This is a genomic window from Litoribaculum gwangyangense (genome assembly GCF_039543505.1).
Lineage (GTDB): Bacteria > Bacteroidota > Bacteroidia > Flavobacteriales > Flavobacteriaceae > Litoribaculum > Litoribaculum gwangyangense.
The window spans coordinates 262,897-289,088 of record NZ_BAABJW010000004.1; the positions used below are offsets into that span (position 1 = coordinate 262,897).

The following is a 26,192-nucleotide window of genomic DNA, read 5'->3' on the forward strand; positions in this document are numbered from 1 at the left end:
TCATTTCCTATCTTTGCACTTTCTTAAAAAATTAGAACAATGCAAGACGGTTTATACGCAAAATTCAACACAACAAAGGGAGAAATCTTGGTTGCTTTGGAATTTAAAAAAACACCAGGAACGGTAGGTAACTTTGTCGCTTTGGCAGAAGGAAATTTAGAAAATAAGGTAAAGCCCCAAGGGGAACCCTATTATGATGGACTAAAGTTTCACAGGGTTATCCCAGATTTCATGATTCAAGGAGGTTGCCCACAAGGGACAGGTGCTGGTAACCCAGGTTATAAATTTGATGATGAGTTTCATCCAGATTTAAAGCACGATGGCCCAGGGATACTTTCTATGGCCAATGCAGGCCCTGGAACAAATGGTAGCCAATTTTTTATTACCCATGTCGAAACGCCTTGGTTAGATAATAACCATACGGTTTTTGGGAAAGTAGAGCATGGGCAAGAGGTGGTTGATGCTATTGCCCAAGGCGATAAAATTGAAACATTGGAAATTATTCGCGTTGGTAAAGATGCCGAATCTTTTAATGCTGTTGAAGCGTTTAGAACTTTTGAGGGATCTAGAGAAAAGAGATTAGCTGAAGAGAAGAAAGCTGCCGAAATTGCTTTAGATAAAATTGCTACTGGCTTTAAAAAAACAGAAAGTGGTTTACGTTACCAAATTATCCAAAATGGAAATGGCGCCAAAGCTGAAAAAGGTAAGACGGTTTCTGTGCATTATAAAGGTCAACTACAAGATGGTACGATTTTCGATTCTTCTTACAAACGCAATGAGCCTATTGATTTTCTTTTAGGAATGGGCCAAGTGATTTCTGGATGGGATGAAGGTATTCAACTATTAAAAGTTGGGGATAAAGCTCGCTTTGTTATACCAAGTCATTTAGGATATGGCAGTAGAGGTGCTGGCGGCGTTATTCCCCCCAATGCTACTTTAATTTTTGATGTAGAATTAATGGAAGTTAAGTAAATTTAATATACTTTTTTATAAAGAAAGCACCTCAATTAAGGTGCTTTCTTTATATTTATATATGACAAACCAAGAACTACAAAAACTAAAATACCCTATCGGAAAATTTGATTGTCCAAGTAATATTTCAATGCAACATATTGAAAGTTGGATTTCCATTTTAGAGCATTTTCCAGACCGTTTGGAGAAACTGGTTTTAAACCTTTCAGATGAACAATTAAATATGCCTTACAGACCCGGAGGTTGGACTGTAAGACAGGTCGTTCATCATTTATCCGACAGCCATCATCATAGTTATGCACGTTTCAAATGGGCTTTAACCGAGGATAAACCTGTAATTAAAGCCTATTATGAAGACCGTTGGGCAGAACTATTTGATGCCAAAAAAGCACCCATTAATATGTCCTTACTTCATTTAAGGGCTATCCATTTTAAGTTGGTTTATTTATTAAAAGGATTATCTGATGAGGATTTAAACAAAAGTTTCATACACCCTGAAACCAACTCTGAAGTTGTTTTAAAAAACAATGTTGGTATGTATGCTTGGCACAGTAGCCATCATTATGCACATATAGAACATTTAATTAAACGCAATAATTGGTTTTAAATAATCGATGATACGACCATTTGAAATAAAAGACACGCAACAACTTTTGGAAATTTATAACCATTATGTTTTAAATTCTGTTGCCACTTTTGATGATGTGGCTGTTACTTTTGAAACGTTTTTGGAAAAAGTGACCACAATAAACAATCATTACCCCTTTTTGGTTTTTGAGGAAAATGACGAGCTTTTAGGCTATGCTTACGGAAGTAAATTTAGGCCCAAACCTGCTTATAATAATACTGTTGAATCTACGATATATGTGAAACATGGCCAACATGGAAAACAAATAGGTTCGTTGTTGTATGAAGAACTATTAAAGTTACTTAAAAAAGAAAACTACCATGTGGTTTTAGGAGTATTGACTTTACCTAATGAAGTAAGCGTTAAACTTCATGAAAAATTTGGGTTTAAACAAGTGGCACATTTAAAAGAAGTAGGGTTTAAGTTTAATAAATGGCTCGATGTTGGGTTTTGGCAGTTGAATTTATAATGAATTTTTCCACTTAATATTACAACCAATACTTGGTTTTTGGGGTTCGGTATTTTCTTTGTTAGTAATCAGGCAATTTAGAGCGTGCCTTAAATCTTTACCAGTCACGGGTAGGCCATTTCCAGGTCTCGAATCATCTAATTGCCCTCTGTAAGTTAATTTCAAATGGTCATCAAAAACATATAAATCGGGCGTGCAAGCAGCATCATATGCTTTGGCAACTTCTTGGGTTTCATCATACAAATAAGGAAATGGGTAATTGTTTTCCTTGGCATGAATCGTCATTTTTTCGGGAGAATCTTGCGGATAATTTACCACATCATTACTGGAAATCGCAATAAACGATAGGTCTTTTTTGGAGTATTCATTTGCAATAGCAACTAATTGTGAGTTAATATGAATTACAAAAGGACAATGGTTACAAATAAACATGATGACGGTTCCTTGTTTCCCTTTCAACTCTCTAAGTGATACCATTTTTTTAGAAACCGTGTCATACAATTTAAACTCAGGCGCTTTGGTTCCCAATGGAACCATATTTGAAGGAGTGCGTGCCATAATTAAAAGTTTTACTCAAAGTTCGGGATAATTTGTATTTTTAGAAAATGAATGAGACCATAACTTTTGATGATTTTACCAAAGTAGACTTACGGGTTGGGACTATTATTGAAGTTAATGATTTTCCTGAGGCCAAAAATCCTGCTTATCAATTAACAATCGATTTTGGAGATTTGGGCATTAAAAAGTCCTCAGCTCAAATTACAACACTTTACAAAAAGGAAGATTTGCTTAACAAGCAAGTCGTGGCAGTTGTAAATTTTACCAAAAAGCAAATAGCTAAATTTATGAGTGAGTGTTTGGTTTTGGGTGCTGTAAATGGAAAAGATGTTATCTTGTTAAATCCTGAAAACAGTGTTAAAAATGGAAGTGAGGTAAGTTAACTTTCAAGCATAAAAAATCCGTTACATTTTAAAGGTAACGGATGTAATTATTTTTATTTGGAATCAATTATATATCATCAAAATCAATATCAGTAAAACTTTCTGGAGTTTTTGTCTCTATTTCTTCTGAGTTATCTTCATATTCTTTTTTGAAGTCTTTTTGGTGACGCTCACTTATGACTTCATCTCCTTTTTCATTTATGATATAATCAGTCATTTCAGCAAGAATGTCTTTAAACTCTGTAAAATCTTCTTTATAAATATAAATTTTATGCTTTTTGTAATGATAAGATCCATCATCATTAGTGAATTTTTTACTTTCAGTAATTGTTAAGTAATAATCATCTGCCTTAGTGGCTCTTACATCAAAAAAATAGGTGCGTCTCCCAGCTCTTAATACTTTCGAAAAAATTTCCTCTTTCTCCATCATGTCGTTATTATTCATATTTGAATTGAAATTTGTTTAGTTATCATTATTAAACCAAAAATCTAAAAAAAACCGATACTAACCAACAATTTTTAAAGTTTCTTTTTTAAATATTACTTTTTATTGCATTTAATTGAATAAAAAATACTCATCGAATTTTTTAAAAGGTTTCGCTTAATTGTTTTAAATAAAGGTGTTTGTAATACCCATCTATATTAATTAAGGTATCATGGGTTCCCTCTTGAACAATTTTGCCATTATCTAAAACTATGATTTTATCTGCATTTTTTGCTGAAGAGACCCTATGGCTTACAATAATGGATGTTTTTCCTTTGGTAAGTTTGGTTAGGTTATTTAATATTTTTTCTTCGGTCTCAGTATCAACAGCAGATAAGCAATCATCAAATAATAAGATTTTTGGAGACTTGATTATGGCCCTTGCAATGGACACACGCTGTTTCTGACCACCTGAAAGCGTAATGCCACGTTCCCCCAATTTGGTATCATAACCATTATTAAAAGCGATTATATTTTTATGTACCTGGGCATTTTTTGCAGCTTCAATTACTTCTTCATCAGTAGCATCTTGTTTCCCAAATTTTATATTGTTTTTAATGCTATCAGAAAACAAAAAGGCATCTTGAGGCACATAACCAATACTATCTCTTAAGTTTTCCAAATTAACGAGATTAATCTCAGTATCATCAATAAGTATACTACCTTCATCGATATCATACAATCTGCCTATTAAATCTAAGATAGTTGATTTTCCTGAACCTGTTTTCCCAAGAATAGCCAGCGTTTCTCCCTCTTTTATATGGAAACTTAGGTTGTTAAGGGCTTGGATATTAGTGTCATCATAAGTGAAGGACACATTTTTAAAAGTAATGTTGCCATTAATTTTTGAGGGAATATCGGTAGGGTTTTTAATTTCTGGTTCAAACTTTAAAAACTCATTAATCCGTTTTTGGGAAGCTTCCGCCTGTTGCACAATTGAAGTTACCCAACCCACGGTTGCCACAGGCCAAGTGAGCATATTTACATAAATTATAAACTCTGCTATGGTGCCAATACTTTCAATTTCACCATTAATGTATTGCATACCACCTATATAAATTACCAATAAGTTACTCACACCAATAAGCAATATCATAGTGGGGAAAAACCAAGCCTGAACCCTAGCTAAACTTATTTGTTTTTCTTTACTACCATCAGCTAAGTCTTTAAAATTTGCAGATGTTTGCGGCTCTATGCCATAAGCTTTTATAACAGATATACCACTGAAAGATTCTTGAGTAAACGTTGATAATTTTGATAGGTACTCTTGAACTATCGTACTGCGTTTGTGTATCTCTTTACTTAGTTTATAAATTATAATAGATAAAATAGGCAATGGCACTATGGTATATAGTGTTAGTTTTGGTGAAGCTTTCATCATGTAAATAATTACAATTATGAACAAAGTTATCGTGTTGATACTATACATAATGGCGGGGCCTGCATACATACGTACTCTACTTACGTCTTCGGTAATTCGGTTCATTAAATCACCTGTCCTGTTTTTTTTGTAAAAATTCAAAGAGAGCTTTTGGTACTGCTGGTAAACTTCATTTTTTAAGTCGAACTCAATATATCTGGAAACATTTATGATATATTGTCTCATAAAAAAAGTTAAAACACCACCTATTATTGCAGCCCCAACAATGTATAGAATAGCTTCAGTTAGTTGTGATCTAAATACTTCCTTGGTTATGATATTTGCCGAAAAATTTTCGATAATAACAAAAATCTGCTTTACATATCTGGGGGTATAAAGTAGAAACAATCGGGCAACTATAGTAATGATGATGCCTATAAAAAGTTGTGATTTATATTTTAAAAAGTATTTATTTAAATGCTGTAATTCTCTCATTAAATATCGTAAAGATAGAACCACAAATATAGGGTAATAATGATAACTAAAACCGGGCTTCCTTTAAAACAAATTGTTAAATAAAGCTTAAAGTAATAGGGTTAATTAAAATGGATAAATACTATTTTAATTTAAATATAGTATTATTTTTGCAAGGTGAAAATCATCAAAATGTTTCATCATTTATAATTTAAGTTCTTTCTAATTATGCTAAACAGAAGACATATTCGCGTAAAAGTTATGCAAACCCTATATGCCTTTAAGGGTGGCGAGAGTGATGATTTTGGTAAAGACCAAAAGTTTCTACTGTTTAGTATTGACAATATGTACAATTTGTACTTGTTGTTGATTTCTTTGATAATTGAAGTTCAAAAAAGAGCGGAAAAAGACTTACAAAAAAAACAGAAAAAGCATTTAGCTACTAAAGAAGATAAAAATCCGAATAGAAAGTTTGTAAACAACCAATTGCTTAAAAATTTAAGTGAAAATTCAGTGCTTAAAAATCAATTGGATACTTATAAAATTAATAATTGGGATCTAGATGAAGAATATGTTGATATCATTTTTAAAGCCATAATATCTAGTAATTTGTATGAAGATTATATGAAAACCAAAGTTTCTGACTTTAGGGAAGATAAGGATTTTATTGTAGATATTTACAAGGATGTTATAGCTCCTAGTGAGAAACTTTATGATTATATAGAAGACAAAAATCTAACTTGGTTGGACGATCTTCCGACGGTTAACACCACTATTTTAAAACTTTTGCGTAAAGTTAAGGAAACTTCTTCTATGAATCATTTTACTCCAAAACTTTACAAGGATATGGATGATAAGCAATTTGCCATCGATTTGTTTAAGAAAACATTATTAAACAGAACGGCTATTAACAATGAAATTGATAAAAAAACCCAGAATTGGGACAGTGATCGAATTGCTAATGTGGATTATGTATTATTGCAAATGGCCATATGTGAGATTAAAAATTTTCCGTCAATACCCGTAAAAGTAACCATAAATGAGTATTTGGAAATATCAAAGGAATACTCAACGCCTAAAAGTAGCATCTTTATCAATGGTATTTTAGATAAATTGGTCAAGGAATATGAAGTTTCAGGAGAACTTAAAAAAATAGGACGAGGCTTATTGTAAGCAAAATAAAAACCCATATTTCTGTTAAGAAGAACTTAAAAGTTTTTAATCGATTAAATAATTACTATTTTTACAAAACCAAATCAATATTTAAACAATTATTATGAAAAAAATAATACTAGGATTAAGTGCGTTATGCCTGATCGCTTTTACATCATGTAAAGAGAATGCTGCCAAAAAAATTGAAGAAAGTAATTTAGCTGAAGCAGCTGTAAGAGATGCCAGTGCATCTAAATTTCCAGTAATTGAATTTGATAAAACAGAGCATGATTTTGGCGAAATTGAAGCTAGAACTGCAGTTGAAACTGTTTTTAAATACAAAAATACAGGTGATGCACCTTTAGTAATAACAGATATTAAAAGTTCGTGTGGTTGTACCGTGCCTCAAGATTGGAGCAGAGAACCATTGGCACCAGGAGCGGAAGGTCAATTTACTGTTAAATTTAATGGAAGTGGTACTAATAAAGTTACTAAAACCATCACAGTAACAGCTAATACCGAGAGAGGAAGCGAAATGGTAAAAATTATGGCGTTTGTTAAACCAGACCCTAATACACCAGCTGCAAACAACGCGGTTTCAACACCAGTAATGAACCCTTCTGTACAACAGGTAAAGTCCAGTACACAACCAGGTCACGAAGGTCATAATCACGATTAAAAACAAATAAAATAATGGGAGAAGGAATGGGTGGTTTTTTGCCTATCATATTAATGTTTGTGGTAGTTTATTTTTTTATGATAGCACCTCAAATGAAACGCGCCAAAAAAGAAAAGAAATTTGCTGCCGAACTAAAACGTGGCGATAGGGTAGTTACTAAAAGTGGATTGCACGGAAAAATCTTTGAACTAAACGATAAAGATGGTAGTTGCGTAATAGAGACTATGTCTGGAAAGTTAAAGTTTGAACGTTCGGCAATTTCGATGGAAATGAGCACAAAACTCAATGAACCCTCAAAATAAAGGTCAATTTTAATAAACGGTATAAAAAGCTTCCAGAGATGGAGGCTTTTTTTAATAGTTATAGCATTTAGTCACTTGGGGATTTTCACAATTTAGATGAAATTTGTTTTTATAAAACTAACAATTTCTATATTTATCATTTAAACCTATACCTTGTAAAATCATAGGTTTAATTTTTTTAAGTCGAGTTTGTTTGGAGGCTTCACGTTTTGCACTAATAATATATTCACAATACTCGTTTTGTTTACTCGGTGTTAATCCTTTAAAGGCGTCAAATAATTTTGCGCTACTATCTAATTCCTTTTTTAACTCTGCAGGTGTAACAATATCTTTTTTTGTGGTTTTGGTTGTTGTTATTTCTTTACCAAGTTTTTGATTTTCAATAGCTTCCTTAACATATGCTAATACTATGTTTTTATTTATGTCATGAATCGATGTAAAACGCATTTGACGTAACGCTTTGGTTTTATTTTCTTGAGCATTTATTAATAAATTATGCTCGTCTTTTAAAAACACCCCATTAAAAAACCAAATACCAAAATGGTTTTTAAAAGCACCTAAACCCAGTATTTTTTTACCATTTAAGTCGTAAACGGGTGCAGACCATTTAATCGATTCACTAAGTTCTGTGGAAATTATAATACTTCGTAAATACTCTAAAGCTTCTTTAAAATTCGTATGCTCTTGAATATAATCTTCAACAGAATGAAATTTTTTCATTGTAGCTCAAATTTTGAGGTTTTTATTATCTAATATATGGATTTGTTTGATTTAACTAAACAAGAGGCCTACCTAAAATAATGACGGTTAAAAATGACATGGATTCTTGATATTACCAAGAATCCATGTCATTATAAAGATTTCAAAGCTATTTATAGCTAATGTTTAATTGAACAATACTTCATATTTTTTCTTGTAATTTAATACTAGTATAACATTCAATAAAGCTACTATTAGCGCGGGCCAAATTTTAATCAAATCGTTATTAGAAAGATTGAAAATTAGGAATGAAACAGTAAGTGGGAATAAAATAATTAGGATAAAAGGTGTCCATTTATTGATAATTAAAAATAAACCAATTAATATTTCAAATATGTATAAAAAAGGTAGGTATCCTGCTACAGCATCTATAAAATGTCTTGTATTTTCAGGCATTTCACCATAAGTGAAAGGTATAAAATGAAAAAATTGATTTAAAGCATATACAATTAAAAATAATCCTAATAGTATTCTTAGCCAGTTGTTATTATTAATTTTATTTCTCATAAATATTTTATTTAAGGTTAGTTACATTTAGCTGCACTATTAATGAACTAAAGATAACTTGCGTCTTACAAATAAAATATGATTAATATCATGTAACATAAATACTTCTATAATCAGAAATATTTATTAGGTATATCATAATAAAGACCACTTTATTTTTATATAGTGGTCTTTATTAATTAAACTAACTTTTGTTTAATTTACATTGGCTCCATTGTTTTTTTATTAAAGATATATTTAAAGCCTATCATAACTAAATCCGTTGTCATATCATATGAAACGTCACTTCCAGGAATAGCTCCGTAAGGAGGGGAATTTTGTATAAACATGGGATTTAGTAATGGCCCTGATGTTTTGCCATCACTAGTTCCATGGTGGTACATGGCGTTCAATGAAAACCGTTTACTCGCCTCAAAAGTAAAACCAAATTGATAGGCATTTTTTATAATGGCAGTAGCTGGTATATTAAAAAATGTTACGTCACTATTTATAGGATTTGAACTGTAAGTATATCCTGCACGCAAGGGCAATTTATCAATACCCTTATATTGAATTCCTGCTGAAATAATATTGATGTTTTCCCAACCAAACCCGCTTACAGAATTAGTTGGAGTCCATCCAGTGGTAGAAAAGCCATCAGTATTTTCATAATCTACTAATCGATAATCTAGAGCCAAATCAAAATCTGCTTTTGAATACCCTAAACCTATTGAATATATAGCGGGATAGTCCATATTGAAATTGTTGGTGCTCTTAGAATTGTCTAAGTAGGTATTATTGAACTCAAAATCTTTAAACGATTGCGTAGTTTTATAGGATGCCCCTGCTTTAAAGCCAGTATTAGAATCATAAAATATACCTATTTGCCCTCCTATACCTGTTGCTGATGCTTTGTCAGTTGAAGGATAGCCGGCCTGAGTTGGGTTTGCGGTAGGGTTTGGCATTAGTTCAAGGGAAGCAAAGTTAAAAGTAGGCTCAATACCAATAGAAAAATTATCAGATAATTCATAAGCCCATGTGAAGCCTATTTGAAGTAACATATAATCGGATTCTATTCTTCCAAAACCACCCATGCTTTGTGGCATATTAATAGGATTAGTCATGCTTTCTGGAAATGTAACTCCAAAACCACTGATGCCAAAAACCGATGCTCCAAAAGTATGTTTACTGTTTTCTTTTCCCCAAACCATGGCTAATGCTGGCATTGGTGATACACCCCTATCATCCTTAGTGTTTCCTGAAAAGAAATTTCCAGTTGGTTGTCCTGTGTTGTCAAATTCTGGAACGGTTGAATACAAAGTTGGTGAAGAAAAGAATAAACCAATATCAAAATTTAAAATGGTTTCATCAAAAGTAGAAATGGATGCTGGATTCCATTGTAAAGCACCAGATATATCCAATGGCTGGCCAGTAGCTGCTCCACCCATAGACATATTAACTGAACCAACTCCTTGCAATATATGGCCAGTTTGAGCAATCATTGATACAGAAAAAAGGAGTGCATATAATTTTAAAATGACTTTTTTCATAATATTTTATTTTTAATGTTTAAATGTTTAATTAGGGAAGTGAAATTAATTATACTAAATTTAATAAAATAGGACTTTTATCATATAAATTGATAATTCTACTAATTAAAAGGGTGTAAGTAAAGTAATTTCATAAAAAAACCACTCTGTTTTTAAAGAGTGGTTTTGATTTATAAAAGATGCTGAAACTTTCAGCGCGACAACAAAATTTACCTATTTGATCATTTCGTAGCTACGTTTAATAAAGTTTGTAAGCTCCTCGCCTTTTAACAAGCCTTGGGATAAGCGTGCTAAATCTAAACTTTGATTTATTAAACGTTCTTGCTTCTTTTTGGTTTTGGTATTTAAAATTTCAGAAACCAATTCAGAGTTTGTATTTACCACTAAATTATACATTTCTGGCATACTGCCCATTCCAAACATACCGCCACCGCCAGTTGCTTGCATTTCTTTCATACGGCGCATAAACTCGGGTTGTGTGATTATGAATGGTGATGCATTGCTATCCATTGCCTCCAATTGTACCATGAATTTTTCGGAAGGAATCACTTCTTTTAACAACTCATCCAAAGCTTTCTTTTGATCTTCATCCAATTTAGAAATAGTAGTTTCATCCTTCTTGATTAAATTATCAATATGATCGCCATCTACTCGTGCAAAAGATACTTTTTCTTTGGTAGTTTCTAATTTCTGTATTAAATGTGATACTATGGGCGAATCTAACAATAACACTTCGTAACCTTTAGCTTTTGCAGCTTCTATGTAACTATGTTGTGCTTCTTTATCGGATGCATACAGAATAACTAGCTTGTCGTCTTTATCCGTTTGGTTAGCTTTTATTTTATTGTATAATTCTTCGTAAGTAAAATATGTATTATCAACAGTTGGGTATAAAGCAAAAGCTTCTGCTTTTTCAAAGAATTTTTCTTCAGAAAGCATTCCATACTCAATCACGATTTTGATATCGTTCCATTTCTTCTCAAAATCCTCGCGATTGTTATTAAATAAAGATTTTAACTTATCAGCTACTTTTCTGGTGATATAAGAAGAAATCTTTTTAACCGCTCCATCCGCCTGTAAATAACTTCTCGAGACATTAAGTGGAATATCTGGAGAATCAATAACCCCTCGAAGCATGGTTAAAAATTCTGGCACAATGCCTTCCACATTATCGGTAACAAATACCTGGTTTTGATACAGCTGAATTCTATCTTTTTGCAGGTTTAAATCGTTCGTCATTTTAGGGAAATATAATATCCCTGTTAAGTTAAAAGGATAGTCAACGTTTAAATGAATGTTGAATAACGGCTCTTCAAACTGCATGGGATACAACTCACGATAAAAATCTTTATAATCTTCATCTTTTAAATCGGTTGGTTGTTTGGTCCAAGCTGGATTTGGATTATTAATAATGTTATCAACCGTTATTTTTTTGTGAGGTTCAGTTGTTTCTTTACCGTCTTTATCCTTAGTAGTCTTAGGCGTAAAATCTGGATCGTTTATTTCCTTGGTTCCAAATTTAATTGGAATAGGCATAAACTTGTTATATTTTAAAAGCAAGGTTCTAATTCTGCTTTCTTCCAAAAATTCAGTGGAGTCTTCCGCTATGTGAAGAATGATTTCGGTACCTCTTTCGGTTTTATCATGAGGTTCGATGGTAAATTCTGGGCTACCATCACAAATCCAATGGGCTGCAGGTTCGTCTTTATAGGATTTTGTAATAATTTCTACCTTTTCAGCTACCATAAAAGCTGAATAGAAACCAAGTCCAAAATGACCAATGATTCCTGAATCTTTAGCCGAATCTTTATATTTGTCCAAGAATTCTTCAGCTCCTGAAAATGCAATTTGGTTGATGTATTTTTCAACTTCATCGGCAGTCATACCCAAACCTTGGTCCGTTATATGTATTTTTTTACCTTTTTTATCTACCTTAACTTCAATCTTTGGGTTACCATACTCAACTTTAGCTTCACCTACATTCGTTAAATGTTTTAGTTTTAAAGTAGCATCAGTAGCATTACTAATTAACTCACGTAAAAATATTTCGTGGTCACTATATAAGAATTTTTTAATGAGTGGAAAGATATTCTCTACCGATACATTAATGTTTCCTTTTGTCATGATATATAAGTTTTATGATTTAATATTTACAAATACACTGAAGTCAAAAAAAGTACCATTAGTAAAAATGTGACAAACTGACATTAAAAAAGGTCATTCAAATTTGAATGACCCTAAAAATATTTTGAATTTTAGTTTTTAATAGTTTCCTTAGGCGGTTCAATATTGTTGTCGTCTTTTAAATATTTTTCTAACCATTGATCTTGTTCCCAAAGCATATGCATGATAGATTCTTTTGCACGATAACCATGACTCTCTTTTGGTAGCATAACTAGTCTAACAGGTGCGCCCAATCCTTTTAAAGCATTAAAATAGCGTTCACTCTGTAAAGGATATGTTCCTGAGTTATTATCTGCAACGCCATGAATTAATAATAACGGTGTTTTCATTTTATCTGCATGCATAAACGGCGACATGTTATAATAGATTTCTGGAGCTTCCCAATAACTGCGTTCTTCACTTTGAAAACCGAATGGTGTAAGGGTTCTATTGTATGCACCACTTCTAGCAATTCCAGCGGCAAACAAGTTTGAATGAGATAATAAATTAGCTGTCATAAACGCACCATAGGAATGCCCGCCAACAGCTACTTTAGTTCTATCTATATACCCTAAATCATCAACTGCATCAATGGCAGCTTTTGCATTACCAACAAGTTGCGTTCTGAAAGTGTCATTAGGTTCTTCAGTACCTTCACCAACAATTGGAAACGCAGCATCATCTAAAACTACATATCCTTTTGTTACCCAATAAATTGGAGAACCCCAATTTGGATAAATAAACTCGTTAGGATTGGCAGTACTTTGAGAGGCACTGGATTTATCTTTAAACTCTCTAGGATATGCCCACAAAATCATTGGGTATTTTTTGCCTTCTTTATAATTTAAAGGTAAGTATAAAGTGCCTTCTAAATCTAAACCATCATAACGCTTATAACTAATAACTCGTTTATTGACTTCTTCAAGACTTTTAAAAGGGTTTTCAAAAGTAGTTATGGCTTTAAGGTCATTCTTTTTAAAAATATTTCTAATGTAATAATTCGGGTATTCGGTTTGGGACTCAATTCTAACTAATATCTCACCTTTTTTCATGTCTATGGCCGTCACTAAACTTTCAAGTTTATCTTTGTATTCAGAAAGGTATAGTCGTTTTGTTTTATAGGTTTTTGTGTTAAATTCATCAATAAATGGGAATTGACCATTTTCAGTATAACCATCACCTATTAAGTAAAGGTTTTCATTGCTTATATCTAAAGTGTATCGACCAAATCCATTTTTACTCCTTACAAAGCTACCCGGATCACTGTAAACATCTTGGTAATTTCTGTCGGATATTATCTTTGCACTTTTACTACCTTTAGATGGATCGAAAATATAAGTTTTAGTGTTTCTGGTGTTCCACCATCTGTCGTAAGCGATAGCTGTATTGTCATTTCCCCAGGTTATACCCGCAAAGCGCTGTTTTGTTTTTAATAATAATTTAGGGTTTCCATTGAAAGGAGCATCCAACTGAAAAACAGCATCTCTATATTCAACTTTAATATCTGGATCACCACTATCTAAGGCTTCTACCCAAACCAATGTAGAAGGTTTATCACTTCTCCAAACCATATTTCTTTTACCCATACGCGTAGCCATAAAACCTTTTGGTCTAACTTCATCTAAGGGTACTTGATTCACAGTTTTAATAAGTGATCCATTTAAATTGTATACACTACTCTCACTAGGAAAACGGTTGTAAGTAACTAAATACGAAAAGGGACGTTTTATTTTCGTAACCATTACGTAATTTCCATCAGGAGAAAAATCGATGTCATCATACAAATCGGCTGGTAAGAAATTCTCGATTTCACCACCAATAGATACTTTTTTTATTTCTGACAAGGCTAATTGTTCAAAATTAAATTCATCATTAGGGGTTTTTAATAAATCTTGGTAGGTTCTGTTTTGTGCTTTTGAGCCATCACTAACAGAAACCGTAGGTCCTGTTGGTACTGCAAGGTCAGTATTAATTAATGGTTTTTTAGTACTAGATAAGGTTTTTACCAATAAGTGTTTATTGTCTTTAAACCAATTGATGGTGCTTCCCATGTTTGCATTAATATTGGCATCAGTAATCTTATTAACTTTACCCTCCTTAATATTAAGAACCCAAACTTCAACACCTGTTTCAGTGGTATTTAAACAAGCAATCATGCTTTCGTCTGGTGACCAACTAAAACCTGATAAACGAGGATTTTCAGGTAAACCAATCACTTGTGTAGCAACTTTATCGCTGGTTTTTTTAACCATTAAATTAGTGTAGAATGTTGTACGACTCCCTATGTTGGTAACCGGATTTATTCTAAGTCCTGCTAAACGTAATTCTGTTTCGGAAAGTTCAGCAATAGATTTATATTGGTCTCTGAATACAAGAACCATATATTCACCCTTACTGTCTATTTGAACTCCGGGCGCCAGAGGGGCATTTGCTAATTCCAGAATTTCGCTACTGGGATTTTGATAAGTTAAGTTTTCTTGTGCCGTTATTAATATTCCAGCCAGAAGAAAATAAACAAAAAGTAATTTTTTCATTATTAGTCGTTTTTAAAATTTCTTTTTAAATTTAGGTAAATACATTTCAAGGAATTATTAAAATAACGTTAAAACTAAATTATAGAAAAATCTTGTTTTATGGTATTTTTCAGTTTTAAAACGAAATTGCTACTTAATTACTAATTATGATTATATTGTATAATGAAATAAAATACAGATTATGTACAATTCTAAAATAATAGGTTTAGGCAAATATCTGCCTGATAATGTTGTTACAAACGATGATTTATCAAAAATAATGGATACCAATGATGAATGGATTCAGGAGCGCACAGGCATAAAAGAAAGACGATGGATAAAAGAAGGTTCTAATGATACCTCTGCGGTAATGGGTGCCAAAGCCGCTAAAATTGCTATAGAGAGATCTGGTTTAACGAATGAAGATATAGATTTTATTGTTTTTGCCACTTTAAGTCCAGATTATTATTTCCCAGGTTGTGGCGTGCAAATTCAAGACATATTAAACATGCCTACTATAGGTGCTTTGGACGTTAGAAATCAATGTTCTGGTTTTGTCTATGCCATTTCTGTTGCAGATCAATTTATTAAAACTGGAATGTATAAAAACATCTTGGTAATAGGAGCGGAATATCACAGCAATGGGCTTGATAAAACTACACGAGGACGCGGTGTAACAGTTATTTTTGGAGATGGTGCAGGCGCTTGTGTTTTAAGTAGAGAAGAGGACAATACTAAAGGTATTCTGTCAACTCATTTGCATAGTGAAGGCAAATACGCCGATAAATTAATTGTTGAATCTCCAAGTATTGCTCATTGGGTTCCAGAAATATTGGAAGCCGGTGAAAATGACACTTCTTATTTTCCATACATGGATGGACAATTTGTTTTTAAAAATGCCGTTGTTCGATTCAGTGAAGTAATAATGGAAGGGTTGATTAAAAATGGATTAAAGAAAGAAGATATTGATATGTTAATTCCTCATCAAGCTAATTTAAGGATAGCTCAATTTATTCAGAAAAAATTTAGTTTAACTGATGATCAAGTTTATAACAACATCATGAAATATGGAAATACAACTGCAGCTTCTGTAATTATTGCTTTAACAGAAGCATGGGAAGAGGGTAAAATAAAATCAGGAGACCATGTTGTATTAGCGGCCTTTGGAAGCGGATTCACATGGGCAAGTGCCATTATAAAATGGTGTTGATAGCAATTTATTTCATTAAGAAACAAAAAACCCGAACTGAGAAAGTTTCGGGTTTTTATAGCTATTAATCAACTTCAACTAACACTAATTTGAAGAATCTTATAATACAAGACGAAAAAAATCTGATAATATTGTATTGGTGTTAACAATTAACTTGTTTTTAACATATTAAAAGTAAAAACCCGAAAATAAGTTTCGAGTTTTTATTAAACCAATCCTTTTTATTACGAAAGTATTTTGTGTAGACGACTAACTCTAAATAATTACTTTTTTTCGTTTTGGTTTGTGTATCTAATAACGTTGTGCAATTGTATTTATTGTGTAATAATTTAAAAAATTAACATTTTTTTTGTCACTTTTCATTTTATAAAGACAAAACCTCAAAACATAAATGTTTTGAGGTTTCTTAATTTAATAATTCTGCATTACACTAACCATCAAATATTTTGCAGAACATTAAATTTTATTTTTATAATCCGCTCTCAACAGATTTTATGTTATCGTCTCTTCTTTTGCGAGATTTAGCGCGATATTTTCCATCGCCAAAACGATAAGCAAGATTAGCCGAAACGGTTCTGAATTCCGGCACGAATGAAGCTGTTTGTAAAAAGGGCCTTTCACTAACTATATTAATTTTTTGGGTATTGAAAACATCGTTAAAACTTAAACTAAAAGTGGCTTTATTGTCTTCTAAGAATGAATATCTGGCACCAATATTCACAAAATACATGGGGTCCATTTCAAAGTTTAATCCTGTATTTTTACCACGATACATGCCGAATGCCGTTAAGGTTAAGTTTTCACTTGCCTTAAAATTATTAAATACTCGAAAGTTCCAAATTAAATTATCTACTTGAATAAATTCTAAAACAATATCACTTTCAGTTGGGTTTACTAATGTTGGGTCTATACGTTCGGCAATGCCCTTCTGGGTTTGAGAATATAAATCGAAACTAGCGTTAAAACTCCACCATTTTGTGGCTCTGTAATTACTTGATAGTTCAAAACCATACGCAGAGGTGTTATTAAAATTATCAAAAGTTAAAATAATTCTATTTGAAGTTAAATCAGAGCGGTCAAGATAAACAGCCCTATTGATTTCGTCTTCAATAATTCTGTAAAAAACACCTCCAGTTACACTTCCGTTTTTTAAATTTCTGGTATAATTAATTTCCAAAGAATTAGTGAACTGTGGTTCTAAAGTTTGATTTCCAAAATTTGAAATAAGAGGTGTGTTCCACTCAGGTATAGGATTTACTTGACCAATCCCGGGTCTATCCACGCGTCTACTATAACTTAATTGGTATGAGTTTTTTTCAGATGGTGAATAGGTGAAGAAAGCCGATGGGTATACTTGAAAATAATCATTCTCAAAAGGAATAATGGTCTCTAAATTATTAGATAAATCGGTTTCATCAGCAATTGCATCTACGTTTACACTTTCTGCTCGTAATCCTAATTGATATGTCCATTTCTCAAATTTTTTGCTGTACGATACATAGGCAGAGTAAATATTTCTTTCATAATCAAAATCTGTAAATGTAGGAATGTAATCACCATTCTGATTTCTCACTCTGGCATCAGATTCATATAAAATTTGATTGTTAAAAAGTATGGCTTGTAGTCCCATTTCTAATTTAGATTTTTCAGACAAGGGATTTACATAATCTAAATTTATGGTTGTTAAATTTCTGTCTGTTTCCGTAAGTTCTAAAAAGCTGGGTCTAATATTAGAATCATTTAGTAAATTATTGGTGTTAATAGAATTATCGAAAATGTTGTGATCAATTTCTAACTCGATATTATGAGCCTCTTTATCAAAAGTTAGTTTATAATCGAAATTATATTGTGATGAAGAATTTTCACTAAAACTTGTGGTGTTTTGAGTTTGATTATTTAACATATTATCGAAAAAAACAAAATTCGAACTGGATATGTTGTCACCATCAAAGGTGTTTTGATTAGTAAAAACAGAAATTGTGTTTTTTTCATTTAAATAAAAATCTAAACCTACTTTATAAAGATGAGATTTATTACTATTTAATAATTCAATATTTTGAAACGAATTATTTTCAATTTGGCTTATTTTACCATCATTGACATTTTTAGAAATGTTATTACCATAACTGCCGTAAACATTTAATTTTCCATTTCTATAATTCACGTCCATTGAACTATTAAATTTCGCCTCTTTTTGATATCTTAAACCAACATTGGCATTGCCATTAAAGCCTATCATGGTGTTTTTGTGAAGTACAATATTTATAATACCACTCATACCCTCAGGGTTATATTTCGCAGATGGATTAGTTATCAATTCTATTTGTTTTATCGAAGTTGAAGGTAATTGCCTTAGCAATTGAGCCGTTGGAATATTTGTAAACTTTCCATCTACCATGACACGAACGTTTTCGTTTCCTCTTAAACTAATATCACCAGTTTGAGTATCTACACTAATGGAGGGAACAGCTGTCATTAATTCAGAAGCCGTACCCAATGCGGCAAGATCCTTACCAATGTTAATTACTTTTCTATCAACTTTTTGCTCTATCGTTGATACTTCAGCTATTACCATAACTTCATCTAAACTCGCAATATCTTCCTCTAAGTATATTTTACCAAGATTTATTTTATAATTGCCTTTTCCAATAGTTATATTCTTTACAATGGTTTTATAACCAATATATTGAATGCTCACAATAAATTGACCTTCCGCAATTTTTTCAATTTCAAAGGAGCCATCCTCAAGTGTAATACCACCTGTTATGGTCTCGCCTTTGGTGTTTTTTATAATAATATTTACATATGGTAAGGGCTCCTTAAGGTTTGCGTCTAATATGGCACCAGAAATATTTCCCATTTTGTCTGAGTTTTTTTCAGGATCTAAGGAAAATGCTTTTGAAGTGAGAGATACAACAAAAAGACATAAGAGCAATAAATTTTTCATTTGATATGTTTCGTTTTTTGATTGATTGAATGATGTAAATTTTAGACGCCTTACTTAAGTTTATGTTACTACATTTGTAGTTTCTTAACGTTTTTTTAACAAATGAACAAAAAGACTTTGGTTTTTGGGGTTTCATTAAAACCCAATAGATATTCCAATTATGCTATACAACGTTTAGTAGCCAAGCATATTGAAACAGTTGCTTTTGGCTGGAATAGTGGAGAGGTTTTGGGTATTCCAATTAATACGGAATTAATACCTCATGATAACATTCATACGGTAACGTTATATTTAAATCCTGAAAGGCAAAAAGAATATTATAATTACATCATTTCTTTAAATCCGAAGCGTGTTATTTTTAATCCTGGTACTGAAAATCTGGAGTTTTATAAAATTTTAAAAAGTAAAAATATCCCATTTGAAGCTTCATGTACTTTGGTATTACTCTCTACGAATCAGTATTAATCCTAAAAAAGTGATGAGACCATTTATAGGTAAAATTTCCCAATGGAATTTATAATTACCGATTATACCTTCAGGTAACGATGTTATTAAAAATGTTGTAATTATTGAAAGTATGCCAACAATCCAAACATATTGGTCTTTGATTTGATATTTTGTTAAAATCCCAAAGGCAAAGAATCCTAAAAGGGGCCCATAAGTAAATGTGGCAAATTTGAATAAGTTACCTACAACATTTCCTTCCAGATAGTTAAAGATAATTACAACCAATATCAATAAAATCGAAACTCCTAAATGCACTTTTTTCCTTAGTGGTTTCTGGGCTTCTAAAGGGAGTTTTTCAATATTTAAAAAATCCACGGAAAAAGATGTGGTTAATGAGGTTAAGGCACTATCGGCACTGGAGTAAGCTGCAGCAATTAAACCAATTATAAAGGTAACTGCTAAACCTGTTCCTAAACCTTGGTTCATGGCAATTTCTGGGAAAAGCAAATCGGTTCTGGTTTTCCCATCAACAATAGGTATTTCCAAACCAAATTTATCCGCATAAATGAATAATAAAGCACCAAGAGATAAAAAGAAAAAGTTTACAAATATTAAAAGTGTTGCCATTGTAAACATGTTTTTTTTTGATTCTTCGGGCGTTTTACAGGTTAAGTTTTTTTGCATCATATCTTGATCCAATCCTGTCATGGCGATGGCTATAAAAATACCACCAATAAAATATTTCCAGAAATAGGTGGTTGCATTGGGGTCATCAAAAAAGAAAATCTTTCCTTTCGAGGAAAACTCATTAGAATTTAAAAACTCCATGTACGTCCAATCTAACTTTTCATTTATAAGGTAAATTGCAACACCTACAGATATTAGCATGGCTAAAGTTTGCAAAGTATCTGTCCAAACAATGGTTTTAATACCACCTTTGTTAGTGTAAATCCATATAAGCAAGATAGAGATGACTACTGTAACCCAAAAAGGCACACCCATATTTTCAAAAACTATATACTGCATGGCCAATGCTACTAAAAACAATCTGAACGATGCTCCAGTCACTCTTGAAAGCAAAAAGAAAAAAGCTCCGGTTTTATAACTTGTTTTTCCAAAACGCTGTTCAAGATATTGATAAATGGATGTAACATTAAGTTTATAATAGATTGGTAACAGTACAAAAAGAATGAATAAGTATCCAACAAAAAATCCAAAAACACCCTGCATGTATGCAAACTGCTCACCTCCAATCATACCTGGTACCGATATAAAAGTCACACCAGATAAGGAGGCGCCAATCATTCCAAAAGCCACTAGATACCATGGTGCTGATTTATTGGCTTTAAAAAAAGCTTCGTTGGTATCTTCCTTCCCTGTGAAATAAGAAATAATTATGAGTATTAAAAAATAGGAAGCTATTAGCAGCAAAATTTGAGTAGAAGTCATATTAAAATATTTCAATGGCAAAATACAAATTACAATTGATAAGTATAAAACTTAAATCTAAAATTGTAATTTCGCAGCTATGGAATTTTCTTCGAAGTTATTGGAAAATGCAGTAAACGAAATGTCACAATTACCTGGAATAGGTAAACGAACAGCTTTACGTTTAGTTTTGCATATGTTAAGGCAGCCCAAGGAACATACCAATGCCTTAACGGAGGCTTTAAGCACCATGCGTCATCAGGTTAAATTTTGCAAATCCTGCAACAATATTAGTGATGTTGAGCTTTGTGAAATATGTTCAAACCCTAATAGAAATGAAGAAATTATTTGTGTTGTAGAAGATATTAGGGATGTTATGGCGATTGAAAACACGAGTTCCTTTAAAGGATTGTATCATGTTTTAGGGGGTAAAATTTCACCTATGGATGGTATTGGCCCGCATGATTTGAATATTGAAACTTTAGTTAATAAAGTTAAAGAAGGTAAAGTAAAAGAACTCATATTCGCTTTAAGCTCTACCATGGAAGGTGATACCACCAACTTTTATATTTACAGACAAATTCAAGATTATAATGTTTTTACATCTACCATTGCACGTGGTATTTCTGTGGGAGATGAATTGGAATATGCCGATGAAATTACACTCGGTAGGAGTATAGTGAATAGAATTCCTTTTGAGAACTCTTTAAAAATTTAAATGGAAGTCATTACCTTAAATAATGAGGCTTTTTTCAAAACTTGTGAAGAATTGATTTCTAAAATAGACTTTGAACCAGAGGTAATCGTTGGAATCTTAGACGGAGGTGGGTATGTTTCCAATGAGTTCAAAAATAAAAATGACTTTCAAAAAGTTCAATTTAATTCAGTAAAACTCAAGAGAAAAAGTTATTTAAAAAATAATTTCATTGTTAAGGTTGTTTTGAAGTTATTACCCTATAAGGTTACTAATAGGCTTAGGTTAATGGAGTCTAAAAAAGTAAAAAAAACAATAAGTGATTTAAATTTAAATGATTTGTCTAATTGCGAAATCAATTTTAAATTCATAAATAATTCTGAAGAAAAAATAAAAAATATTCTAATTGTTGATGATGCTATTGATACTGGTAAAACCATATTTATTATTAAAAATAAATTAAAGAAGTTGTTACCAGATGCAAAAATTAAGATAGCAGTAATTTCATGGACAATAGAAACGTCTATTATTAAACCTGATTATTATCTTTTTAAAAATTCATTAGTTAGGTATCCATGGTCACTAGATTATAAAGGTAAAGATTTTGAAAAAAAGAGTTTTAGTATTTGATTTAGATGGAACATTATTCAAAATAAACACATTCCATTACTTTATAAAATATCTTTTAGTTTCCTTTGTTAAAGGATTTAAAATTGCGTTATTTTTTAAATTGAGCTTGGCAGTTTTATCTAGATTATTTTCAACACATGCAAAAATGAAATACAATGTGTTATTGTTGCTAAAAAATAGAGATGACATTGATTATAATGCATTTGTAAACTCAATAACAAAAAAAAAGAATCAAATCTCAGCCGTTAATATCAGTAATTTTGATTTAACGATATTAGCGACCGCAGCGCCATCATGTTACGCAAATATTATTGCAAAAAATGAAGGTTTTGATATTTGTTTTGGCACCAATTTCCCTAATGGAAAATTTAATTTGGCTTTTGAAAACAGTAAAAACAATAAAAAAGAAAATGTTTTAAAATATCTGAAAAGTCAAAATATAAATAAAATTAATACATTGGTTACGGATCATATAGACGATTTGCCATTAATGAGGTTAGCCTCAAAAAACCTAATTGTGAGTCCAGATAAAGATTTGTTAAATAAATTAAAACTAAATTCAATTTCTTTTGAAGTCATTAATTAGAGTTTTAACTTTACCAAGGAGAAAAATTAATAGTTAAAAACATCCATTTCAATAAGAATAATTAAAAATAAAAGGACTTTTTTTATTAATTTTGCAAACCAAAAATAAAAAACAAGTATTACATTAATGATATGGCAAAATTTGAACTTAAATTACCAAAAATGGGTGAAAGTGTAGCAGAAGCTACCATAACTTCATGGTTAAAGGAAGTTGGAGATACCATTGAGTTGGACGAACCTATTTTGGAAATTGCAACAGATAAAGTGGATAGCGAAGTGCCTAGTGAAGTTGATGGTGTATTGATTGAAAAGTTTTTTAATGTGGATGATGTTGTACAAGTTGGTCAAGTTTTAGCCATTATTGAAACTGAAGGTGAAGAAGAAAGCTCCAATGAGGATGTTAGTGATGACATGAAAGTTGAGACACATAATGATACTTTAGAACAATTAACCCAAACCATAACAGCTGCTAAAAAAACCGTTGCACCAGTAATTTCCAGCGACAACAGGTTTTATTCGCCTTTGGTTAAAAACATAGCCAAAGCTGAAGGCCTATCTCAAGAAGAGTTGGATAGCATTCCAGGTACTGGTAAAGAAGATCGAGTTACTAAAAATGATATTTTACAGTACCTCGATAATAGAGGTAATAAATCGGTTAAACAAGAAGCTAATATTGAAAAACCAGTCGTTCAGTCTAAACCAATAGAGAAAGTAAAAACAGAAGCTCCAACAATAATTCCAAGTGGAGAAGATGAAATTATTGAAATGACCAGAATGGGTAAACTCATTGCGCATCACATGGTTGAGTCTGTTCAAACCTCGGCACATGTTCAAAGTTTTATTGAAGCCGATGTTACTAAAATCTGGAATTGGCGTAAAAAAGTTAAAGATAATTTCTTAAGGCGTGAAGGTGAAAACCTAACGTTTACTCCTATTTTTATGGAAGTTATTGCCAAAGCATTACGCGATTATCCCATGATGAATATTTCTGTTCAAGGGGATACTATTATAAAAAAGAAAAATATCAATTTAGGTATGGCAGCCGCTTTACCAGATGGCAATTTAATTGTTCCTGTTATAAAAAATGCCGACCAATTAAACTTAGTTGGTATGACTAAACAGGTAAATGACTTGGCAAATAGGGCGCGAATTGGTAAGCTAAAACCAGATGAAACCCAAGGTGGTACTTATACAGTTACAAATGTTGGGTCTTTTGGTAGTATTATGGGCACACCTATTATCAATCAGCCACAAGTGGGCATTTTGGCACTGGGTGCTATTAGAAAAGTACCTGCAGTTATTGAAACTTCCGAAGGCGATTTTATTGGTATCCGCTATAAAATGTTTTTGTCCCATTCTTACGACCATCGTGTTGTAAATGGTGCACTTGGTGGGCAGTTTGTAAAAGCGGTTAAAGACTATTTGGAAGCTTGGGATACCAATAGAGAAATTTAATTGACACAAAATAATTTACCCTATAAATAATATTTAATAATTAGCCTTAACTAGGTTAGGTTTTTTATGTTTACAACATAAAAATAATAAACTAAAAATGAAGTTAAACTTATCAAAACCCATTTGCTTTTTCGATCTCGAAACCACGGGCGTCAATATTACTAACGATAGAATTGTAGAGATTTCTATCTTAAAAGTGCATCCCAATGGAAAAGAAGAAAGTAAAACTTGGTTGGTAAATCCTGAAATGCCCATACCTAAAGAGGTGACCGAAATTCATGGCATTACTGATGAAATGGTTGCAAACGAACCTACTTTCAAGGAGTTGGCAAAAGAAATCCATAATATGATTAAAGATTCAGATTTAGGTGGTTTTAATTCCAACAGGTTTGATATTCCCTTATTGGCTGAAGAAATGCTACGTGCGGAGGTAGATTTTGATATGAAAAACCGACTAGCTATTGATGTGCAAACTATTTTTCATAAAATGGAACAGCGTACATTAAGTGCTGCTTACAAGTTTTATTGTGATAAAAATTTGGATGATGCCCACAGTGCAGAAGCTGATACCAATGCTACTTACGAGGTTTTAAAAGCGCAAATAGCCAAATATGATGATATAGAAAACGATACCAAGTTTTTAGCAGAATTCAGTTCACGTAAAAAATTCGCTGATTTTGCAGGATTTTTAGTTTTTAACAAAAAGGGTGAAGAATGTTTTTCTTTTGGGAAGCATAAAGGTAAAGCAATTACTGAAGTTCTAGAAAATGAACCGGGATATTTTGGATGGTTTTTAAATGCAGACTTTCCCTTGTACACCAAAAAAGTATTAACAGGAATCAAGTTAAGAAGTTTAAATAATAAATTAGATTGATTTCTAACAAATCAACAATTTAAAGGAGCTTACAAAATGAAACTAATCTGCATCGGAAGGAATTATACCGAACATATTAAAGAGTTAGAAAACGAAAGGCCAAAAGATCCTGTAATTTTCATAAAGCCAGATACCGCCATACTTCTAAAAAAACAACCTTTTTTTATACCAGATTTTTCTCATGATGTGCATCACGAAGTAGAGATTCTTGTAAAAATAAACAGAGTAGGGAAACATATTGATAGAAAATTTTCTCATAAATATTATGAAGAAATTGGACTGGGTATCGATTTCACAGCGCGCGATTTACAGAGCCAATTAAAGGAAAAAGGCTTGCCTTGGGAAAAAGCCAAATCGTTTGATGGGGCTGCCGTTATTGGAAATTGGTTATCGGTTAAAGATATTGAAGATGTGAACGCTATTGAATTTTCCTTAAAAAAGAATGATAAAATTGTACAAATAGGAAATACAAGCCACATGCTTTGGAAAATTGATGAAATTATAGAATATGTATCAAAATATTTTACTTTAAAGATAGGAGATATTATATTTACGGGAACACCGGCAGGGGTTGGTAAAGTAGTTGCTAATGACACATTAAAAGGATTTATAGAAAATAAAGAAATGTTTTCAATTACAGTAAAATAAATGGAACAACATTACAAATTATTTAGAGTACGCGAACTGGCTGATAATGATGAGGATTTTATCACAACATTAGCTGAAGCTTTTTTAGAAGAAGTCCCTGTCGATGCAGAGAGATTAAAAAAAGCGGTTGCAGAGAAAGACTATTATAACGCATACCAAGCGGCACATAAAATGAAACCAACCATCGATTTATTTGAATTGGGAGTGCTTGACATTTTAATTGAAGTGCAAGACTGGGGTAAGTTTGAGAAAAAAGATTTAGATATCACATCCCAATTAGATATTGTGATTTCTGCAGTGGATAAAGCTGTTGAAGAAATACAAACAGACTTTAATCTATAA

Annotated in this window: 26 protein-coding genes; 16 read left to right on the forward strand and 10 right to left on the reverse strand. The window is 32.0% G+C overall.

The features are described from left to right. Positions 1 to 39 precede the first annotated feature (39 nt). The 3 genes from ABD963_RS12330 to ABD963_RS12340 all read left to right on the forward strand — a co-directional run bounded on the left by ABD963_RS12330 (position 40) and on the right by ABD963_RS12340 (position 2,069). Complete coding sequence (locus tag ABD963_RS12330; protein ID WP_345277287.1) at positions 40 to 972, forward strand: peptidylprolyl isomerase; 933 nt, start codon at positions 40 to 42, stop codon at positions 970 to 972. Between the two features lie 61 nt (positions 973 to 1,033). Further along, positions 1,034 to 1,579, forward strand: a complete 546-nt coding sequence (locus ABD963_RS12335; protein WP_345277288.1) for a YfiT family bacillithiol transferase — start codon at positions 1,034 to 1,036, stop codon at positions 1,577 to 1,579. Positions 1,580 to 1,586: 7 nt separating this feature from the next. Further along, positions 1,587 to 2,069 (forward strand): GNAT family N-acetyltransferase, encoded by a 483-nt coding sequence (locus ABD963_RS12340; RefSeq protein WP_345277289.1) that lies wholly within the window; start codon positions 1,587 to 1,589, stop codon positions 2,067 to 2,069. Here the strand turns inward: ABD963_RS12340 and ABD963_RS12345 are convergent. After that, positions 2,064 to 2,627, reverse strand: a complete 564-nt coding sequence (locus ABD963_RS12345) for a thioredoxin family protein (RefSeq protein WP_345277290.1) — start codon at positions 2,625 to 2,627, stop codon at positions 2,064 to 2,066. The genes ABD963_RS12340 and ABD963_RS12345 overlap by 6 nt on opposite strands. A 47-nt stretch (positions 2,628 to 2,674) precedes the next feature. Between ABD963_RS12345 and ABD963_RS12350 the strand changes: the two genes are divergently transcribed. After that, the gene (locus ABD963_RS12350; protein ID WP_345277291.1) at positions 2,675 to 3,010 is read left to right on the forward strand and encodes a tRNA-binding protein; all 336 of its coding nucleotides are present in this window, start codon (positions 2,675 to 2,677) and stop codon (positions 3,008 to 3,010) included. A gap of 67 nt (positions 3,011 to 3,077) precedes the next feature. Here the strand turns inward: ABD963_RS12350 and ABD963_RS12355 are convergent, their stop codons facing one another. Both ABD963_RS12355 and ABD963_RS12360 read right to left on the reverse strand, forming a co-directional pair. After that, entirely contained in the window at positions 3,078 to 3,455 is a 378-nt protein-coding gene (locus ABD963_RS12355) for a PUR family DNA/RNA-binding protein (protein WP_345277292.1), read from the reverse strand. Positions 3,456 to 3,597: 142 nt separating this feature from the next. After that, positions 3,598 to 5,349 (reverse strand): ABC transporter ATP-binding protein, encoded by a 1,752-nt coding sequence (locus ABD963_RS12360; protein ID WP_345277293.1) that lies wholly within the window; start codon positions 5,347 to 5,349, stop codon positions 3,598 to 3,600. 207 nt (positions 5,350 to 5,556) lie between these two features. Here ABD963_RS12360 and nusB point away from each other — a divergent pair, with 207 nt between their 5' ends. From nusB to yajC, 3 genes are all read left to right on the forward strand, one after another. Then, positions 5,557 to 6,501 carry a transcription antitermination factor NusB gene (nusB, locus tag ABD963_RS12365; protein ID WP_345277294.1) on the forward strand — a complete coding sequence of 315 codons (945 nt, stop codon included), beginning with the start codon at positions 5,557 to 5,559 and terminating at the stop codon, positions 6,499 to 6,501. Positions 6,502 to 6,604: 103 nt separating this feature from the next. Beyond that, complete coding sequence (locus ABD963_RS12370) at positions 6,605 to 7,159, forward strand: DUF1573 domain-containing protein (RefSeq protein ID WP_345277295.1); 555 nt, start codon at positions 6,605 to 6,607, stop codon at positions 7,157 to 7,159. A 14-nt stretch (positions 7,160 to 7,173) separates the two neighbouring features. Continuing rightward, positions 7,174 to 7,461: a preprotein translocase subunit YajC gene (gene yajC, locus ABD963_RS12375; protein ID WP_345277296.1), complete on the forward strand. Its 288-nt coding sequence runs from the start codon at positions 7,174 to 7,176 to the stop codon at positions 7,459 to 7,461. Between the two features lie 117 nt (positions 7,462 to 7,578). Here yajC and ABD963_RS12380 read toward each other — a convergent pair whose 3' ends face one another. The 5 genes from ABD963_RS12380 to ABD963_RS12400 all read right to left on the reverse strand — a co-directional run bounded on the left by ABD963_RS12380 (position 7,579) and on the right by ABD963_RS12400 (position 14,953). Continuing rightward, positions 7,579 to 8,181: a YdeI/OmpD-associated family protein gene (locus tag ABD963_RS12380; protein WP_345277297.1), complete on the reverse strand. Its 603-nt coding sequence runs from the start codon at positions 8,179 to 8,181 to the stop codon at positions 7,579 to 7,581. 165 nt (positions 8,182 to 8,346) lie between these two features. After that, on the reverse strand, positions 8,347 to 8,727 hold the full coding sequence (locus tag ABD963_RS12385) for a DoxX protein (protein WP_345277298.1): 381 nt from the start codon (positions 8,725 to 8,727) through the stop codon (positions 8,347 to 8,349). Between the two features lie 200 nt (positions 8,728 to 8,927). Continuing rightward, positions 8,928 to 10,256: an OmpP1/FadL family transporter gene (locus tag ABD963_RS12390; protein ID WP_345277299.1), complete on the reverse strand. Its 1,329-nt coding sequence runs from the start codon at positions 10,254 to 10,256 to the stop codon at positions 8,928 to 8,930. A gap of 213 nt (positions 10,257 to 10,469) precedes the next feature. After that, on the reverse strand, positions 10,470 to 12,380 hold the full coding sequence (htpG, locus tag ABD963_RS12395; RefSeq protein ID WP_345277300.1) for a molecular chaperone HtpG: 1,911 nt from the start codon (positions 12,378 to 12,380) through the stop codon (positions 10,470 to 10,472). 131 nt (positions 12,381 to 12,511) lie between these two features. Continuing rightward, the gene (locus ABD963_RS12400) at positions 12,512 to 14,953 is read right to left on the reverse strand and encodes an alpha/beta hydrolase family protein (RefSeq protein WP_345277301.1); all 2,442 of its coding nucleotides are present in this window, start codon (positions 14,951 to 14,953) and stop codon (positions 12,512 to 12,514) included. Between the two features lie 181 nt (positions 14,954 to 15,134). Between ABD963_RS12400 and ABD963_RS12405 the strand changes: the two genes are divergently transcribed. Beyond that, positions 15,135 to 16,142 (forward strand): 3-oxoacyl-ACP synthase III family protein, encoded by a 1,008-nt coding sequence (locus tag ABD963_RS12405; protein WP_345277302.1) that lies wholly within the window; start codon positions 15,135 to 15,137, stop codon positions 16,140 to 16,142. A gap of 469 nt (positions 16,143 to 16,611) precedes the next feature. On the opposite strand, the gene ABD963_RS12410 is transcribed toward ABD963_RS12405, so the two are convergent. Continuing rightward, positions 16,612 to 19,089, reverse strand: a complete 2,478-nt coding sequence (locus tag ABD963_RS12410; protein WP_345277303.1) for a TonB-dependent receptor — start codon at positions 19,087 to 19,089, stop codon at positions 16,612 to 16,614. 102 nt (positions 19,090 to 19,191) lie between these two features. Between ABD963_RS12410 and ABD963_RS12415 the strand changes: the two genes are divergently transcribed. Next, positions 19,192 to 19,554, forward strand: coding sequence for a CoA-binding protein (locus ABD963_RS12415; RefSeq protein WP_345277304.1), 363 nt, complete (start codon positions 19,192 to 19,194; stop codon positions 19,552 to 19,554). Here ABD963_RS12415 and ABD963_RS12420 read toward each other — a convergent pair. Continuing rightward, on the reverse strand, positions 19,531 to 20,985 hold the full coding sequence (locus ABD963_RS12420; protein WP_345277305.1) for a sodium:solute symporter: 1,455 nt from the start codon (positions 20,983 to 20,985) through the stop codon (positions 19,531 to 19,533). The two genes, ABD963_RS12415 and ABD963_RS12420, sit on opposite strands and share 24 nt — an antisense overlap. A gap of 79 nt (positions 20,986 to 21,064) precedes the next feature. On the opposite strand from ABD963_RS12420, the gene recR reads away from it, so the two are divergent. The 7 genes from recR to ABD963_RS12455 all read left to right on the forward strand — a co-directional run bounded on the left by recR (position 21,065) and on the right by ABD963_RS12455 (position 26,192). Continuing rightward, a complete protein-coding gene (recR, locus tag ABD963_RS12425) occupies positions 21,065 to 21,682 on the forward strand; it encodes a recombination mediator RecR (protein WP_345277306.1) in 618 nt (205 codons plus the stop codon). Next, on the forward strand, positions 21,683 to 22,288 hold the full coding sequence (locus ABD963_RS12430) for a phosphoribosyltransferase (protein WP_345277307.1): 606 nt from the start codon (positions 21,683 to 21,685) through the stop codon (positions 22,286 to 22,288). Next, complete coding sequence (locus ABD963_RS12435; RefSeq protein WP_345277308.1) at positions 22,263 to 22,874, forward strand: haloacid dehalogenase-like hydrolase; 612 nt, start codon at positions 22,263 to 22,265, stop codon at positions 22,872 to 22,874. Before ABD963_RS12430 ends, ABD963_RS12435 begins: the two co-directional genes overlap by 26 nt. Before the next feature lie 131 nt (positions 22,875 to 23,005). After that, entirely contained in the window at positions 23,006 to 24,328 is a 1,323-nt protein-coding gene (locus tag ABD963_RS12440; RefSeq protein WP_345277309.1) for a dihydrolipoamide acetyltransferase family protein, read from the forward strand. A gap of 97 nt (positions 24,329 to 24,425) precedes the next feature. After that, positions 24,426 to 25,202, forward strand: coding sequence for an exonuclease domain-containing protein (locus ABD963_RS12445; protein ID WP_345277310.1), 777 nt, complete (start codon positions 24,426 to 24,428; stop codon positions 25,200 to 25,202). Between the two features lie 36 nt (positions 25,203 to 25,238). Beyond that, the gene (locus ABD963_RS12450) at positions 25,239 to 25,850 is read left to right on the forward strand and encodes a fumarylacetoacetate hydrolase family protein (protein WP_345277311.1); all 612 of its coding nucleotides are present in this window, start codon (positions 25,239 to 25,241) and stop codon (positions 25,848 to 25,850) included. Beyond that, positions 25,851 to 26,192, forward strand: coding sequence for an Hpt domain-containing protein (locus ABD963_RS12455; protein WP_345277312.1), 342 nt, complete (start codon positions 25,851 to 25,853; stop codon positions 26,190 to 26,192).